Below are 14,677 nucleotides of genomic sequence, written 5' to 3'. Positions count from 1 at the left end.
CGCCGTCGCTGCTCCGCTGGTTATGGACCGGGAGCCCCCAGGACGACAGGAGCCCGCCCATGCCCGCACACACCGTCACGGGCACCGCCCTCGAGTCCGCCGGGGCTCTCGCCGCCGCGTACCTGGGACTCCTCACCCGCCGGTGGTCCATGGACATGCCGGCGCTCCTGCGTCAGTCCCGGTTCTACGTCCTGCTGCACGTCGCCCACGACCGGGCCGACGCCCTCGGGACCGTGCGCGCCCTCAATGGCGGCGACGTCGTCCAGGATCTCGCCCGTGCCTGCTGCCTGCCCCTCGCGTCCGCCGTCCGCTACCTGGCCGCGGCTGTCGCCTCCGGAGTCCTCACCGAACGGGCCCCGGCCCTGGACGTCCTCACCCCGGCCGCTGTCCCCGACTGGTCGGCGGCCGTCGACCACCTGACCACACCGACCCCGTGAAGGGACCCCGACCGATGAACGCCCCCCGCCGCGCCCCTGCCGACAGCATCGTCCCGACCCGTCCGCCCGGACCCCGGCACTGCTGGCTCTGCGGCATCCCCGGCGAGCAGCACCGCGCCGACGTCCGCGTGTCCGGCCATCCCTGCCCGCGCTGCTGGGACGTCCAGCCGCGCGGCCGCCGCCCTCTACGTCGCCGTCCAGCCCGGCACCCGGTCGGCCTGGTACGGCAACGGGATGCGGGATTCGTGGCTGGAGCGGGTCGCCCGGCGCCACGGCGTCACCGCCTGGCACGACACCCGGGATTCGCCGGCACCCGCCGCGCCCTTCGACTGGATCCCCGCGGACGTCCTCTCCACGGCGGCCGACGACCTCGCGGCCCTGGAGACGGAGTTCCAGCGCTCCCGCCTTGCCCCCGCTCCCTCGGAGGACAGCACCGTATGAGACCCAGCCGGGCCTACGCCGCCACCCTCGCCGACCGGCTCGCCACCACCGCCCAGCTCGCCGCCGCCGGGATCAGCTACCGGACTCTCGCCGCGGCCCTGGGCACGACTCCCCGGGGGGCCCGCGACCAGGCACAGGCCGGGGCCTACGTCCTCCGGCGCACGGGCGCTGCGCCACCAGAGCTACGCGCCGCCCTCAGCAGCCTCCCGCCCCTGTCCTCCCCAGCCGCCACGCCCGCCCGCCGACGTCGCCCACAGCTCCCCGACATCCCGGCAACCGTCATCGACCCCGTAGACCTCAGCCTGACACCCGACGACCTCACCGCCTGCATGACTACAGGGGACTACGGAGGGGCTACAGGTTGACTACACAACAAGGACACATCGAGGCCGTAGGCCGCCAGTAGCGCTACGCATCCCCCCAGGTCACGGGGCCGCGCCTGTATCGCCCCCGACCGTCCCGGCGGTCGTCCGTTGCACCGCCGTTGAACCCGGACCCTGACAGACCCTGACGAGGTCTGGCACCGGTCTGACGTCCTCGCCCCCAGGCGCGTTGTAGCGATACGCGTCCCCGCTGATCAGACCGGGTGCGCCTGTAGACCAGGGCACCCGGGAAGGAGACCTGTCCATGCCGTCGAAGGTCCTGACCACCAGAGTCCCGCCGGACACGTACGCCCGTCTCCAGGCGCTCGCCAAGGAGTCCGGCCGATCCCTCGCGGCGACGACCGCCGACCTCCTGGACGCGGCCGTTGCCGGGGTCCCGTCGCCCACGCAGGACGACGGGCCGTTGACCGCCTCGGTGCGCGCGGGCCTGGTCGACGTCACCGCGCCGGACGCGGTCATGCACCGGGAGGTCGCCCTCGCCCTCGCCCGTACCGTCGACCGGCGGGAGTGCGGCCATGTCGCCGCCCTCCGCGAGCTCCCGGGAGCCGTGTCCCGCTCCCGCCGCGCTCAGGACGCCGTCGACAACCCGGGCCCCCAGACCATGAGCGAGCTGCTCAGCCTCATGGAGGCGGGTCTCATGTGAGCGGCTTCTAGGGCCGCGCGACCCGCCGCGCCATGAGACCCGCCGCGCGGGTTCTGTCCTCCACCGCCCCGGAGCGCTGAAGGGGTGAGGCGGGAGACACCCGCCGGATCGGAGACAGGCTGATGGTCGTGCGCTTCCTCGACGGCCCCCTGATCGGCCGCGAGCTGTCGACGTCCCCGGGCCCGTGGTCCGGGGACTGGGCGTGCCGGTAAGAACCGTGTCACCGATCCTGCTGGCTAATTCCGTGCCCGGCGGGGCTGGCGGCTCGTTGGTCGGAGCAGCAGCGGCCGTCTTGGCGTTCCCGGTCGCGGGTGGGGTGAGGAATGTCGATGCGGCCGAAGCCGCGGCCGAAGGTGCCCGAGCTGACCGCGCAGGTGGCGCGGGCGGTGGCGGCACGGGGCCCGTACCCGTTGGCGACGCGGGTCCGTGACGAGCTGGGCGAGTTGTTCGCGGACGCCGAGTTCGCCGAGGCTTTCGGAGCCAGAGGGCGGCCGGGCTGGTCACCGGGTCAACTGGCGCTGGTGACGGTGTTGCAGTTCGCCGAGAACCTCACCGACCGGGCGGCAGCACATCGGGTGCGGTACGGCAGGACCTGAAGTACGCCCTCGGCCTGGAGCTGGATGATCCCGGGTTCGACGCCTCGGTGCTGTCCGAGTTCCGCACACGATTGGTCGAGCACGGGATGGAGAAGAAGGTGCTCGACCTGCTGCTGACCGTCCTCAAAAACCGGGGCCTGGTCAAGGCCGGAGGCAAGCAGCGCACCGACTCCACCCGCGTGCTGGCGGCGGTACGCGACCTGAACAGGCTGGAGCTGGCCGGGGAGACGTTGCGGGCCGCGCTGGAGGCGCTGGCCTGCGCGGCCCCGGACTGGCTGACCCAGGCGGTGCCCGTTCGGGAATGGGCCGAACGCTACGGCCCACGGATCCACTCCTGGCATCCGCCGGCTTCCACGAGCAAGCGCGAGGAGATGGCCCTGGTCTACGGCCGGGACGGGTTCACGCTGCTGGAGGCGGTGCATGCCCCTGATGCCCCGGCATGGCTGCGCGAACTCCCGGCAGTGCAGGTCATGCGCATGATGTGGGTGCAGAACTACCACCGCACCTTGACCGAGGCCGGGGCGGGGGTGAAGCGGCGGGAGAGCAAAGACCTCCCGCCCGGCAGACAGCGGCTGGCCTCCCCGTACGACACCGACGCCTGCTACGGCCTCAAACAGGGCTCCTGGTGGACCGGCTACAAGATCCACATCAGCGAGTCCTGCGACGATCCCGACGACCAGGACCCGGCTGCCGACGGCCAGGCGCTGATCCCCGGAGCCGACGGACCGCCGCCGCGCTTGATCACCGGCATCGCGACCACCGACGCCACGGTGACGGATGCGGAAATGACCGAACCGGTCCATCACATGCTCGCCGCCCGTGATCTCCTGCCCGCCGAGCACTTTCTCGATTCCGGTTATGCATCCGCCGAGTTGATCACGGGGATGAAGAAGAACTTCGGGGTCACCCTGGTCACCCCGGTCTTGATGAACAGCTCACCCCAGGCGCGTGCAGGCGCCGGGTTCGACCGCACCGCGTTCACCATCGACTGGGACAAGCGGCAGGCCACCTGCCCACGCGGGGACACCAGCACCTGGTGGAGCCCTGCCACCCTGCGCGGCACCAAGGCCATCGTCATCAAATTCGACAAGGAGACATGCCGTCCCTGCCCGGTGCGCGACCAGTGCACCCGCTCGAAGACCGGCGGCCGGACTCTCTCCCTGCAACCCCGCGAGCTGCAAGAAGTCCTCGATCATGCCCGCCTCCAGCAGGGCGACGAGCTGTGGCGGGCCAAGTACGGAACCCGCGCGGGCATCGAGGGAACCATCCACCAGCCGTCGCGGTCACCGGGATGAGACGTGCCCGCTACCTCGGTCTCCAGAAGACCCAACTGGAGCACGTCTTCTCCGCCGTGGCTCTCAACCTCATTCGCCTCGATGCCTGGTGGAACGGCCACCCGCTCGACCGCACCCGTGTCAGTCACCTTGCCCGCCTCGACCTCTCCCTCGCCGCGTGACCGAATAGCCGAGCAGGATCGAAACCGGGTGATCTACTGCGCCCAGTCCCAGGCGGTGGCGCGAGGCTGGGCGCCGATCTCGGACATGAACGAGTCGGTGCCGTCCGCCGGAACTGGGTTCTGCTTGGAGGCCAGCTCGGGCGCGCACACCCGCCAATACAGGGTCCGGGTCCCGTATGGGGCGATGCCCGCGTCCTGAGTGAGCATCTTGACTGGGCCGTCCACGTCGTCGGGGTACTCGCCGTCGGCGTGCTTGGGCGTGTACAAGGTCTGGAACTTCTGGGTGACGGAGATGACTGCGGTGTCGGAGCGGTTCTCGTAGACGGTCATGACGTTCACGCACTTGTTCGTCGCGTCGCCGTCGTGCCATTCGGTCAGGGCGACTGATCCCTGGGGAGTGCGGGCCGGGGCTGGCGCGGGAGCCGAGGAGACGGCCGGTGTGGGGGTGGCCGAAGTACGTCTGGCTACAGGCGTGGATGTCGGTGTGGGGGTGGGGGCGGGGGTGGGCGCGATGGTCTGGGTGACCGTGACCGTGGGGGCTGCCGCAGCAGGCTGCGGGGCTCGGCCGCTACAGCCGGCGGCGAGGAGTGCTGCCGCGCAGGCGGCTATGACAGGAAGGAACCGGCGGGTCATGTCTGCCTTTCACGTTCAGCAAGGTGACTGCGGCAGGCGCTGCTCGGCCGGTTTCTGTGGGGGACGAAAGCGGGGGTCGCCACCTGACATTCGATACGACGCGGATCATAGCGACGGGTACGGCTGCTCGACGCCGCAGACGGTAGTCTCCGGGGCCTCCGTCTTGAGCTGGGATTTGGTCCCGGCTTCTCCGAGCCCGGCTGTGTCGTCGGCTCCGGCGTCTCCCGCGGCACAGGAGAAGATCAGTGCGTGATTGATTTCCTCAAGGAACACCAGGCGTTCATAGTCTGGCTCCTCCCCATCGTTTTCACCTTCGCCGGCGTCTGGCTCGGCGCCAAAGTGCAAGCCGGCGGGGGCGTCGCGCAGGCCAAGGCCGCGAAGGAAGCAGCGGAAACGGCTGCGACAGCTACCCTCCAGGCAGTCCGGGAACAGGCCGACCACGCCGCAGCCGCGGCCCACGCCGCTGCGCTGCGCGAGCAGCGGATCAGCGCAGCGACGAACCTGATCCGCACCGACAGGGCGTTCGGCCGAGTTCTGCACACGATGTTCCGGGAACCCGACACGGGAGCCTCCACGCCCGCCTACGACGAACTTATCCATGCCTGGGGGGTGCTCCAGCTTGTCGCTCCAGTCTCCCTCGCCACTGCGTCCACCCGCGTTCTGAATGCGGCGCAGAACCTCCAACGCCTCGCTCGCCAACGAGGTGAGGCGTACTGGCTCTACATGCGTTTGACCGGTGTCAGTGTCTGGAGGCCCGAATATGAGGATGCCCGCCGGGCCGTGGAGGCCCTGGATGCCTTCCGCGCCGCGCATGCAGCCGATGCCGAGAACATGATGGAGATGCACGATGCGGCGTCTGCGGCTCTCGACCAGCTCCCGGCCCTGGACGCAGAGCAAGCGTCGGCCCTGCTCAGCGACTGCATGGAGCCTGAGATAGGCCCCCGGCTCGACCAGTACTGGAGGGAGCATGAGGAGGCCATGAAGGAATTCGTCAGCTGCGCGCGCGCCGTCCTGAGCGTCAACGACTAATTAGCAGTACGTGCTGGACGGCCGCTTCAGCGCTGGATGTCGGCCACGAGGATGTTGATGCGGTTCTCGTTCAGCGCTGCGGCAATCTCCTCTGCTCCGACCAACGAGCCGCCAGCCCCGCCGGGCACGGAATAAGCCAGCAGGATCGGTGACAGGGTTCTTACCGGCGCCCCGTGAGGGGAGCGCAAGGGTGAAGATCGGACACACCGCGACATTCTTTGTGATCTAGGGGTTTCAGTCGACATCCCCCCAGGTAGGGTCTGGAAGCGTCCAGCTAGACCCCTTTTCGTGGGGCATGGGCAGGTCGGCAGTGAGGCGTTTCGCCCACTTGCAGGACCCGCCGAGGGGCGCGCATCGGTCGCCCTATCGGGCAAACAGGCGGTGGGTCGCTCCTGGTCGAGCGGCCCACCGCCTGCGTTCCCTTTGAACCTCTCGCGCAGAGGAGCTCTGCCATGCCCTGCGGCTTTTGCTCGAAGAAAACCTGTTTCAAGCGCTGTGCAGGCCGGTCCGGAGGAAGGCTGAAGCGGGCGTACGGCCGTCTTCTGGCCGTCGGCGCGATCGCACCGACGATCTATTACGGAATCAAGATCGCGGAGGAGATAGCCAAGCTGGTGAGCGTCGGCGGATTCGGAGGAATCACCTGATCATGGAGTGAAAAAAGAGGCCGAGCATGGCGGACTGTCCTCCGTCGCGCTCGGCCTTTTTTTGCTCAGCTCGTGGAACGATCAGCCGGAGCTGGCTCGGGTTGCCCGTGGTCCAGAGTGCTGACGAGGTCGGCGGCGAGTCCGTAGCCGGGGCTGTCGTCCAGCAGTTCCTTGCGGCGGTTGTACCGCTGGGTGGTACGGGAATCCTTGTGGTCGGCCCACCGCTGCACCTTGTCCGGGCGGGCGTCCGTCTTGGCCAGGGCGTGGGTGACAGCGTCGCCCTTTGTCCCGTGCGGGCCGCGCACGGGCAGTCCGGCGCGCTTGGCCAGTGATGCGCACAGCCGCCACACGGCCGGTTCGTCGAGCTGGCCGCCGCTCGCGGTCTGGAACAGCCACCCCTTCGTGCGCCCGTCGAGGTACTGGGTGAGCGCGTCCCAGGCCACCGGCGGGATGGGCTTCTTCCTGCGGCCGCCGCCCTTGACCTTCTCCAGGAGGAGCACGCGGTGACCCCGGTCTTCCCCCAGGTCCTCGTAGCGGGCGCTGAGCAGCGAGTCGATGCGCAGGCAGCAGGTGTACAGCAGGAGCAGCAGCGCGTAGGCGCGCTTGCGGTGGGCGGAGGAGCGGTGGTGGTCGCGGGCGGTGCGCAGCAGCCTGGCCCACTCCTCCTCGGTGTAGCCGGGGGTGGGGGAGTAGTCCGGGTCGATGACCGGGCGCTGGACCGCGTCGAAGGGGTTCTTCACGCCGTCGTCGCTGACCTTGTCCAGGTAGACGAAGAACGAGGAGGCCGCCGAGAGGGCGTTCGCCCGGGACGCCTCGCTGTAGGGCTTGCCGGTGCGGGTCATGTCGCCGCGTTCTCCGCCCTTGACCCGAACCCAGGTCGGCGCCGTCTCCAGGTGGAGGCGGAAGGTGTCGGCGAGGGCGAACTTCACCGCCATCGGGTGCGAGCCGTAGTCCCGGGCAAACTCCTCGAACACCTTGAAGCCGCGGGCGTACGCGCGCTGTGTGTTGACCGAGCGCTGGTGGGCGATCCAGGTCGCGGCGAGCGTGGGCAGTACGTCCTCAGCGCCGTACAGCTCCACCAGGTGGTCGTACAGCTTGCGGGCGTGCTCGGGCCACAGGTCGCGCGGATCGCGGTGCGTGGTGGCCGGCGCGGCCTCCACGGCCACCGTTGTGACCAGCGCGGAGTCGACCGGCGCGGTCATACGCCTTCCTCGGCTTCGGCCCTACGCGCAACCGGCGTTGTCTTGCCGCTGCCTGCGGAGGCGGAGGCGACAACGACGGTCGCGTCCGCCAGATCGAATGCGGCCTGGAGCAGGACCACCTGCGCGGAGATCTGCGGGCTGAGCTTGACGCCGCCGTGCGCGATCAGGTTGCGCAGTTCGCGGAGGGCTTTCTTGAAGTCGGCGACGGCCCGGTGCGCCTGCGAGGCCGCCTCGCCCTCGGCGACCTCGAACGGGGGCGCCACCGGCACGGGGGCGGCGGCGGGCGGCCCGAAGAGGACCTTGACCTCCGGTTCCCAGAAGACGCGGCGGCTCTCCGGAAGGTGGAGGACCAGGGCCTCGGCAATGTCCGCCGCGCCGGCCAGGGACTGCCCGGTGACGGCGCGATGGACGGTGGAGCGCGGGTGCCCTGACTCGCCCGCCAGTTGGCGCAGCGGGGGGGTGCCCGCTTCTTCGTACAGATCCCTCAGCGCGGCCGAGCGGGCGAAGTCCTGGTGATGGCCCAGCAGCGTCTGCGCCGAGGTCGAGACGCTCCCGGCCCCGGCGGTCTCCGGAACGGCTGTGCTCCTTGTCGCCCTCTCGGATCGTGCCCGCTCCCACAGTCGCTTCAGGGCCGCCACGTCACCCGGCTCCAACTGCGCAGCGTCGGCGAAGACCTTGACGATCTCCCAACTCGGCACGATCCGACCGGAGGAGGCCCGCGACAGCAGCGACATGTGCGTCGGGCCCAGTTCGGCCAGCTTGCTGAGAGTCAGGCCCGAGGCTTCCCTCAACTCCCGCAGACGCACGGCCAACTCCCGCACGGCGGGCGGGCTGTCCGGGGCGACGGGCCCCCTGGGGCGTCCCGTGTGGCGTACCGGCATGGGGTCTGACCTCCTTGTTTTGGAAGGGTTTGTTGCGCGTCCCTATTATTGCGGGACGCTTGTGTCATGGGGCTGATGGGCGCCCCCCACGGGTGCACCCGCCAAGGGGGACGGATGACGGTGTTCCAGATCGAGTACGCGGCCTTCGCGGTGGTCGCCGCGGCGATGGTGGCGTTCGCGGGCTTCCAGCTCGCACCGGCCGATCCGGGCGGCGTCGTGCCGCCCAAGCGAGCATGGAGCTGGGCCGGGGGAGGGCTGGCCGCCGCGATGGCCGACCTGGGCATGCTCCAGGACCTGCTGGGGCTGCACGGGGGCCCGCCGGATGCAGGCCGGGCCGGCGCGGTCGGCATCGGCGTGCTGTGCGCGGTGTTCTCCGCCATGGTCGCCTACGCCCTGGACCGCGGCGCCGAGCGCGGACCGCGCTGGCGCACCACGGCCGTCACCTTCACCGCGGCCATGGGGGTGCTCACCGTGCTGATGCATATGGTGACCTGACGGCCTCGCCGTCGATCGAGTCTCCCGTGCCGGGTGGAGAGGGTGCTCCGCCCGGCATGCGCGTTCTCCGGCTCCGCGCCGCCGCATCGCGGCGGCCAGGTGACTGCTCGCCTCCACCGCACTCCCCTCGTGGCGCCAGACGCTCGCGAGCCGGTACGGCAAGTCGCCATACCGCCATCTCTCCCAATTCACCCGAAAGCGCCATGTTCTGACGCGGCGACGGGCTACGCACAGGATAACTGTAATTATCCTGTGCGTTCAGAGGGATGCCGTGAACGTCAGCCGCAAACTGACAGATTGGGCTTGTCAGTTTCAGGATGACGAAGGAAGTCGGTCAGTTTTGATCTGACGGGAGTCGATCGTCAGCCTTTGACTGACAGTCGAGTGGAGTCAGTCCTAGGCTGACAGCCATGACCGAGACCGAGACGCCCGCCTCGGCGGAGCCGGACCCCGCGCACCCGTACACCGAGACCGCCCTCGCCCGCATCATGTTGGGCGAGGCCTACCGTGAAGCCGCCGGAACCGCTCTCGCCCGCATCCCCACCGACAGCGACGGGTCCGCCTTCACCGGACCGGGAGACGCCGTCCGGGCCGCCGTCGACCTGCTCGCCCTCGCCGAGGACGTGATGCGTCGCGCCGCCGTCTACGAGCGCGCGCGCGGCACCAGTTGGGACGAGATCGGGAACGCCCTCGGCATCACGAAGCAGTCCGCACACAAGCGGTTCGCCGACGCCGTCGAGACCTGGCGCGCCCCGCTCGACCAGCCCGCCCGGCTGCTGCCCGACGGCACCCCCGACGACGACCGCATCCCCTACGGCGCCCGCTACGCCCCCGGCCATCCCAAGCCGCACTACGGCACCGCCGAGGACCGGGCCCAGCAACTGGAGCGGTGGCTGCTCCAGCACACCGGCCCCACCGATGACTGGGACGGAGACGAGCACCCGGTGACCGGCGGCCTGCCCCGGCACAGCACCACCTCCATGCTGATGCTCACCGAGGGGATCAGTAACCGGCTGCTCCAGGACCAGTTGGTGCCCGACCCGCAGGCCCAGGCCGACGTCTGCGAGCGCCGGGCGGCACTGTACGAACGACTCGTCCGCGAAGGCGCCGCCCCGCCGGCAGCCCCGGAGTGGGCCAAGGCCGAACGTGCCCGTGCCGCCGCGCTGCGCGCGACGCCTGGCCGCGGGGTCACCTGGGAGGCCATGAGCGCACCGGGGTCGTAAGGCGTAGGGGATGCTCTGACTTTGTTTCGGGCGAAACAAGGTTGAACTTGCTGGGCCGGACGAGAGCGACTCGGCCTACTCGGAACGGTGCGAGCGCCAGCGGTTCCAACTCGCAAGAAGTACAACGAACCCGTACAGAGCCGCCGTGAAATGCAGCCTTCTGCACTCAGGAAGCCGTCCAGCCGGGGCCGGAGTTGCGGCACCATCCGGGCCACCCACGCCCGTCTCAACGGTCTGTGCTGCAATCGCAACTGCCGCGGCAGCGGGAATCATCACCAGAATGAGGGTCAGTAGGATAAGCCAGGTCGGCTCATTATGCGACGCACCTACAGAGCTGCGGCCCGCCAGCATTAGGGACATCGCCGTGGTCAACAGCAGGCTGAACCAGATGAGTATGTGAAGGCGTCTTGATGTTTCGGCATTGATGCTTTCAAAGACGGAGGGTGCCCGCGCGACGCATAGGGCACCCGCAATGATGAATGGCTCGGGACCGTGTAGATACTCCTGTGCGTCCGACTCGGGCCTCTGGGAATAGAGGTACGTCGATAGAGGGGCCACCAGCGCGAAGCCAGCCTCGCACGTCGCCCACAGAAAGAGAGCTTGCCCCGCTCTCCTCATGGCCACTGACATGGACGCCAAGCTATGCGGCCTGCTATCTGACAGTTTGGCCGCCATCCGTGTCTGGGAGCCGGACGTACCGACTCGGAGTAGTCAGCCGGGACTTACTATTCAGGCGTAGTTGTTCGACCTCCCCGGCTCATTCCCCTGCCCATCGCATGTCAAGCGCCGAGATTCAAGAGAAGTAGCAGGTCAGTAGGGGGTTGAATGCCTTGCCCCATCTATGAATATGGTCACCTCGTTCTCGAAGCCCCGCCGTGCCCCGGCGGGGCTTCGTCGTTGGGCCAGCGGCCCTTCTGTGGGACGACCGCCTGACACTCCAACTCGTGCGGCCGCCCTACCGACTGATGGGGGCTCTCGTAACCGGTGCCGGAGCCGTATCGGTGTGGCTCGCCCGCTGAGAGCGCCGCGCCCCGTGTCTGGGCGTCGGACAGCCGAGGTCCGGAGTCCAGACACGGTCAAGCTCCGCCGAAGCCGAGACGCCCACCCTGCGGAAGCGGACAGGCGAGGGCTCGAGAGCTGGGAGACTTGCCAGATGAGCACCACCCGTCGCCCGTTGGGCGAAGGCCCCCGTCCCACTGTCGCGCCGGATCAGCCGCAAAGCGCCGAGCACGAGCGGCGTACCGCTGCGGAACGAGCGATCACTGAGACGCCCGTGTCGGTGCCCGAGATCCCGGTGCAGGAGCATTTGCTGGGTCGGCGTCGGCTCGGCTCCGGGCCTGCTCGCGGCTGAACTGCCGGGCCAGCTAAGAGGTCTACACGGTGGGAGGGTTCCCGTGGCGGCTCCGCGCTCGTTGCCGCAATCACGTGCTCCAAGCCGTACGGGCGGCCCGGCAGCTTGATGAAGACCTGGCCAGGGCGGCACATGAGCAGCCCCGCAGCAGGCGTCGGCCCCTGATCAACGGATGAGCCGCGCGGCGCAACTGTCACACAGGGCCTCCGGCATGCCCGCGGTTCCGCCGCACGTCACGCACGGGCTGTCGTCCCGGCAGTCGGCAGCCGGGACGAGGAGGTTGCTCCTCAGCGACGGTACGAGGTGCCCGACGTTGCCGTGCCTGCCGGGCTCCAGTTCGCGGACGCGGTAGGCCAGGGGCGGGCCGCAGTCGCCCCACTCCGCCTCGTACACGAGGGCGGGGCGGCCGTCTGTGAGGCGGACCCGGGCGCCGGGGCCGTACCCGCCGTGCTCGTCGACCAGGCGGTCATCGAGCCATCCCTTTACGGCGATCCACATGACGCTCGGCGCGTCCGTGTACCCGTTGGACTTGAGGACCGGTGTCCAGGCGGTACGCCACCGGCTGACCAGGCTCTCCACCTGCTGCCGGGCCTTCACCTCCTCCCAGGTGCGAGGCTCGCGGTCGTCGGCGTCCACGGTGGCCGCGTACGAGTCGAGGCGGGGCTTCACCTCGCCCCACCAGGTGGCGGCCTGCTTCGTCATCAGTCGGGCGGCTGCGCGGTCCAGCGGTTCCATGGCCGTGTCGACGGCGGCGGGGTCGTCCGCCTCCACCGCAGCCCGCAGCCGTGCCCGGTCCGGGAGCAGCTCGGGGCGCTGATTGGTGAGCATCGCGTAGGCCAGGGCGAGGAGCCACGCGTCATCCGGTACGGGGTAGCTGTACGGCCGGTCGCCCTCGGATCGCCGGGCCAACTGGTCGGCCCGGCCCTGGTGGAGGGTTGCGGCGCGACATACCTCCCACCGGACGGTGCAGTAGGCGTCCTCGGGTCGCCACAGCCGGCACACTGCCCCGCGGTGGGTGGAGCCGTCACAGCCCTCGGGGCACGGCTGGTGGGCGATCAGGACGACGCGCGGCGGCTCCTCCTGGTCCTGGCCGGCACTCGCCCTGCCCCGGACGCGGTACACCGCGTCGGTGTACGAGATGCCCTCTCGCGCGGCCAGTTCACGGGCGGCCCGCTTGACGTGCTTGTCGACGGTCACGTCGTTCGCTCTCCCGGCGGCGGCCCCACGCGTCCCCGCCGTGGCATCGGTGACCAACGGACGGTGTTCAGGGCGGTGCTGACGTCACGTGAGGCTCGCGGCCCCTTCGGTCCTCGGTCACCGCGCCCTGCGTGGGCGGGAGCGGCTCGGAGTCGGGCCGACGTGAGGACGGCCGACGCCCACGGTAGGCCACCCTCCTGCCGGGCGCGGGCCGCCCCGCATGTTTCTGGCGGGTAGCTTCACCGAACCTGTCAAATTTTTTGACTGGCCTCGATGCGGTGGGTCCATGACCGTATCCACCGAGACATCACCCGAGCAGATCGCCGGGGACCTCGCCGTCGCCATCCACCGGGGCGCCATCCGGGAAGGGGAGCAACTCCCCGCGCAGAGCAAGCTGTCGGGGTCCTATGGGGTGTCCACGGGCACCGTGGCTTCCGCGCTCGCAAAGCTCCGGGAGGCCGGTCTCATCCGGACCGAGCCGGGCCGGGGCACCTACGCCGCGCCCCGCAGCGTGTTCACGCCGAACCCGGTCCTCGATGTCCTGGCCGCCGCGTCGATGTGCCGCACCCTCGCAGCCTCGGCCTTCCCCTCGGGTGAGCCGCCGACCCTGGCCCTCGGTGGCTCACCGGACTGGGGGACGGCGCACGAGACGGAGAAGAGCGCGCCGCCCCGGCAGGTCGACGTCTCCGCCCTCGCGGGCCTGGACCGGCACGTCGTGCGCTGGCTGTCCGAGTCGTTCCTGACGGCCGCGCGACGCCTGGTCGCGCACGGCGTGAGCGACGCCGACCAGCACCTGATCGAGTCCGCGCGGGCGATCCTCCGGGACGGCGGCCGTCGTCCCGAGGGACAGCCCACCATCGCGCACTCGGGCGGTCCGGTGCCGACGGACGAGGACGTCGTCCTCCGCATCTGGCCCGAGCGCGCCGACCCGGCCCACGCCGACTGGCCGCCGTTCTAGACCGCTGCCCCACCCCGCCCAGAACTCACCACCGACAGGAGCAGCACCGCTTGGAACCGTCCGCCCGCCTTCGCGCCCGCGCCTCGCTGTCGCGCACCGAGTGGCCCACCTCCACGCGTTCCTCGGATGCGGATGCACAGACCCCGACCCGGCCATCTGCACCGGCAGCCCCGACGACGACCGTCCCGGCGGGCAGTGCGGCCCGGCCCCAACACACCGTCAGTGCTCGTGCCACCACGTCCGCACGGAGACCGAGCACCAGGAGATCCGCGCGGCCGTCGCCGCGAAGACCTTCGACCCCGAGCAGGTCCTGCGCACCTACGCGAGCGTGCTCGTCGCCAGCACCGACCCGGACGCCGACGCGTGGGCCGCCGCCCTCCTGTGGGCCGCCTCCCGCATCCACGGCGGGCACCAATCCATCTACGCCGGCCGCGACTTCGTCGCCCGGTTCGGCATCAACCCGTACCCGGGGGAGCCCGCGTGACCGCCTTACACCCCGAACTCACCATGACGACGCGGAGGAACGCAACATGAGCACCGACGAGTACGCCCGCTGGAAGAGCCTGAAGATCCGACGCCCCGACGACGTCCGCACGAGCCCGGGAGGGCCCGTCCCCATCGGCTGGCAGGCGGAGAAGCGCCACGAGCACGCCGATCGTCTCGGCAACAACCTGCTGCCCGCCGACTTCCCGTACGACGTGGAGCGCGGGGACGCGGGCGACGCCCTCGCCGTCCTGACGCTGGGGGAATCCATGCGCCGCGACCTCGGGTACGAGCGCAGCGGCCGGATGCACACGGCGCTGACCCTGGGGGCGACCTGGCAACAGGTGGCCGAGGCCCTCGATCTCACCCCGGACGAGGCCCGCGCTGTCTTGAGGGAGTACGCCGACACGCAGCGGCGCAGCTGGCTCCAGTACGAGGCTGAGGGGACCAAGCCCTTCGGGTTCAGCGCCGAGCAGCACGCCGACGTTCTCGCACTGTGCGCCCTGGGAGACAACGGCGAGCCGGCCGGGGCGATGACCCCGGACCCGCCCATCAAATGCCTGGTCCTCGGCACGGACACGGCGGCGGGCGACTGATGACCTACCCGGCCGCCCCGAACGGGCGC

18 protein-coding genes are annotated in these 14,677 nt (G+C 70.2%); 14 read left to right on the top strand and 4 right to left on the bottom strand.

The genetic code is table 11. From position 1 onward, the window contains the following. Window positions 1-59 precede the first annotated feature (59 nt). The 7 genes from ACWEBX_RS03305 to ACWEBX_RS03275 all read left to right on the top strand — a co-directional run bounded on the left by ACWEBX_RS03305 (window position 60) and on the right by ACWEBX_RS03275 (window position 3,956). On the top strand, window positions 60-437 hold the full coding sequence (locus ACWEBX_RS03305; protein WP_451883196.1) for a hypothetical protein: 378 nt from the start codon (window positions 60-62) through the stop codon (window positions 435-437). Window positions 438-671: 234 nt separating this feature from the next. Beyond that, window positions 672-878 carry a hypothetical protein gene (locus ACWEBX_RS03300; protein WP_451883195.1) on the top strand — a complete coding sequence of 69 codons (207 nt, stop codon included), beginning with the start codon at window positions 672-674 and terminating at the stop codon, window positions 876-878. Continuing rightward, window positions 875-1,243, top strand: coding sequence for a hypothetical protein (locus ACWEBX_RS03295; RefSeq protein WP_451883194.1), 369 nt, complete (start codon window positions 875-877; stop codon window positions 1,241-1,243). Before ACWEBX_RS03300 ends, ACWEBX_RS03295 begins: the two co-directional genes overlap by 4 nt. A gap of 262 nt (window positions 1,244-1,505) precedes the next feature. Further along, on the top strand, window positions 1,506-1,904 hold the full coding sequence (locus ACWEBX_RS03290) for a hypothetical protein (RefSeq protein WP_451883193.1): 399 nt from the start codon (window positions 1,506-1,508) through the stop codon (window positions 1,902-1,904). A gap of 329 nt (window positions 1,905-2,233) precedes the next feature. Then, complete coding sequence (locus ACWEBX_RS03285) at window positions 2,234-2,500, top strand: hypothetical protein (protein ID WP_451883192.1); 267 nt, start codon at window positions 2,234-2,236, stop codon at window positions 2,498-2,500. Continuing rightward, window positions 2,401-3,795 carry a transposase gene (locus tag ACWEBX_RS03280; RefSeq protein ID WP_451883263.1) on the top strand — a complete coding sequence of 465 codons (1,395 nt, stop codon included), beginning with the start codon at window positions 2,401-2,403 and terminating at the stop codon, window positions 3,793-3,795. Before ACWEBX_RS03285 ends, ACWEBX_RS03280 begins: the two co-directional genes overlap by 100 nt. After that, a complete protein-coding gene (locus ACWEBX_RS03275; RefSeq protein WP_451883191.1) occupies window positions 3,792-3,956 on the top strand; it encodes a hypothetical protein in 165 nt (54 codons plus the stop codon). The genes ACWEBX_RS03280 and ACWEBX_RS03275 overlap by 4 nt, the downstream gene beginning before the upstream one ends. Window positions 3,957-3,989: 33 nt before the next feature. Here ACWEBX_RS03275 and ACWEBX_RS03270 read toward each other — a convergent pair whose 3' ends face one another. Then, window positions 3,990-4,295, bottom strand: coding sequence for a hypothetical protein (locus ACWEBX_RS03270; RefSeq protein ID WP_451883190.1), 306 nt, complete (start codon window positions 4,293-4,295; stop codon window positions 3,990-3,992). A gap of 543 nt (window positions 4,296-4,838) precedes the next feature. On the opposite strand from ACWEBX_RS03270, the gene ACWEBX_RS03265 reads away from it, so the two are divergent. Together ACWEBX_RS03265 and ACWEBX_RS03260 are read left to right on the top strand one after the other, a co-directional pair. Further along, entirely contained in the window at window positions 4,839-5,618 is a 780-nt protein-coding gene (locus ACWEBX_RS03265; RefSeq protein WP_451883189.1) for a hypothetical protein, read from the top strand. Between the two features lie 452 nt (window positions 5,619-6,070). Next, window positions 6,071-6,262, top strand: a complete 192-nt coding sequence (locus tag ACWEBX_RS03260; protein WP_451883188.1) for a hypothetical protein — start codon at window positions 6,071-6,073, stop codon at window positions 6,260-6,262. A 65-nt stretch (window positions 6,263-6,327) separates the two neighbouring features. Here ACWEBX_RS03260 and ACWEBX_RS03255 read toward each other — a convergent pair whose 3' ends face one another. Then, a complete protein-coding gene (locus tag ACWEBX_RS03255; protein ID WP_451883187.1) occupies window positions 6,328-7,464 on the bottom strand; it encodes a tyrosine-type recombinase/integrase in 1,137 nt (378 codons plus the stop codon). After that, on the bottom strand, window positions 7,461-8,345 hold the full coding sequence (locus ACWEBX_RS03250) for a helix-turn-helix domain-containing protein (RefSeq protein WP_451883186.1): 885 nt from the start codon (window positions 8,343-8,345) through the stop codon (window positions 7,461-7,463). Before ACWEBX_RS03250 ends, ACWEBX_RS03255 begins: the two co-directional genes overlap by 4 nt. Window positions 8,346-8,459: 114 nt before the next feature. Here ACWEBX_RS03250 and ACWEBX_RS03245 point away from each other — a divergent pair, with 114 nt between their 5' ends. Both ACWEBX_RS03245 and ACWEBX_RS03240 read left to right on the top strand, forming a co-directional pair. After that, entirely contained in the window at window positions 8,460-8,840 is a 381-nt protein-coding gene (locus ACWEBX_RS03245) for a hypothetical protein (protein WP_451883185.1), read from the top strand. 410 nt (window positions 8,841-9,250) lie between these two features. Continuing rightward, window positions 9,251-10,063, top strand: a complete 813-nt coding sequence (locus tag ACWEBX_RS03240) for a hypothetical protein (RefSeq protein WP_451883184.1) — start codon at window positions 9,251-9,253, stop codon at window positions 10,061-10,063. A 1,516-nt stretch (window positions 10,064-11,579) separates the two neighbouring features. Here ACWEBX_RS03240 and ACWEBX_RS03235 read toward each other — a convergent pair. After that, the gene (locus ACWEBX_RS03235; protein ID WP_451883183.1) at window positions 11,580-12,611 is read right to left on the bottom strand and encodes a hypothetical protein; all 1,032 of its coding nucleotides are present in this window, start codon (window positions 12,609-12,611) and stop codon (window positions 11,580-11,582) included. Window positions 12,612-12,897: 286 nt separating this feature from the next. On the opposite strand from ACWEBX_RS03235, the gene ACWEBX_RS03230 reads away from it, so the two are divergent. From ACWEBX_RS03230 to ACWEBX_RS03220, 3 genes are all read left to right on the top strand, one after another. After that, complete coding sequence (locus ACWEBX_RS03230; RefSeq protein WP_451883182.1) at window positions 12,898-13,569, top strand: GntR family transcriptional regulator; 672 nt, start codon at window positions 12,898-12,900, stop codon at window positions 13,567-13,569. A gap of 100 nt (window positions 13,570-13,669) precedes the next feature. Further along, window positions 13,670-14,053 carry a hypothetical protein gene (locus ACWEBX_RS03225; RefSeq protein WP_451883181.1) on the top strand — a complete coding sequence of 128 codons (384 nt, stop codon included), beginning with the start codon at window positions 13,670-13,672 and terminating at the stop codon, window positions 14,051-14,053. A gap of 46 nt (window positions 14,054-14,099) precedes the next feature. Further along, window positions 14,100-14,648 (top strand): hypothetical protein, encoded by a 549-nt coding sequence (locus ACWEBX_RS03220; protein ID WP_451883180.1) that lies wholly within the window; start codon window positions 14,100-14,102, stop codon window positions 14,646-14,648. The last annotated feature ends 29 nt before the right edge of the window (window positions 14,649-14,677 follow it).

Source organism: Streptomyces sp. NPDC005070 (assembly GCF_053600395.1).
The sequence above is the reverse complement of the archived record's forward strand: the minus strand, read 5'-3'. Positions and strand labels throughout refer to the sequence as shown.

What these genes read in the sequence shown, in the direction of transcription:
- ACWEBX_RS03255 (WP_451883187.1), bottom strand. Translation starts at nt 7,464, where the DNA reads ATGACCGCGCCGGTCGACTCCGCGCTGGTCACAACGGTGGCCGTGGAG.
- ACWEBX_RS03220 (WP_451883180.1), top strand. Translation starts at nt 14,100, where the DNA reads ATGAGCACCGACGAGTACGCCCGCTGGAAGAGCCTGAAGATCCGACGC.
- ACWEBX_RS03230 (WP_451883182.1), top strand. Translation starts at nt 12,898, where the DNA reads ATGACCGTATCCACCGAGACATCACCCGAGCAGATCGCCGGGGACCTC.
- ACWEBX_RS03260 (WP_451883188.1), top strand. Translation starts at nt 6,071, where the DNA reads ATGCCCTGCGGCTTTTGCTCGAAGAAAACCTGTTTCAAGCGCTGTGCA.
- ACWEBX_RS03290 (WP_451883193.1), top strand. Translation starts at nt 1,506, where the DNA reads ATGCCGTCGAAGGTCCTGACCACCAGAGTCCCGCCGGACACGTACGCC.
- ACWEBX_RS03300 (WP_451883195.1), top strand. Translation starts at nt 672, where the DNA reads ATGCGGGATTCGTGGCTGGAGCGGGTCGCCCGGCGCCACGGCGTCACC.
- ACWEBX_RS03275 (WP_451883191.1), top strand. Translation starts at nt 3,792, where the DNA reads ATGAGACGTGCCCGCTACCTCGGTCTCCAGAAGACCCAACTGGAGCAC.
- ACWEBX_RS03250 (WP_451883186.1), bottom strand. Translation starts at nt 8,345, where the DNA reads ATGCCGGTACGCCACACGGGACGCCCCAGGGGGCCCGTCGCCCCGGAC.
- ACWEBX_RS03305 (WP_451883196.1), top strand. Translation starts at nt 60, where the DNA reads ATGCCCGCACACACCGTCACGGGCACCGCCCTCGAGTCCGCCGGGGCT.
- ACWEBX_RS03285 (WP_451883192.1), top strand. Translation starts at nt 2,234, where the DNA reads ATGCGGCCGAAGCCGCGGCCGAAGGTGCCCGAGCTGACCGCGCAGGTG.
- ACWEBX_RS03295 (WP_451883194.1), top strand. Translation starts at nt 875, where the DNA reads ATGAGACCCAGCCGGGCCTACGCCGCCACCCTCGCCGACCGGCTCGCC.
- ACWEBX_RS03240 (WP_451883184.1), top strand. Translation starts at nt 9,251, where the DNA reads ATGACCGAGACCGAGACGCCCGCCTCGGCGGAGCCGGACCCCGCGCAC.
- ACWEBX_RS03245 (WP_451883185.1), top strand. Translation starts at nt 8,460, where the DNA reads ATGACGGTGTTCCAGATCGAGTACGCGGCCTTCGCGGTGGTCGCCGCG.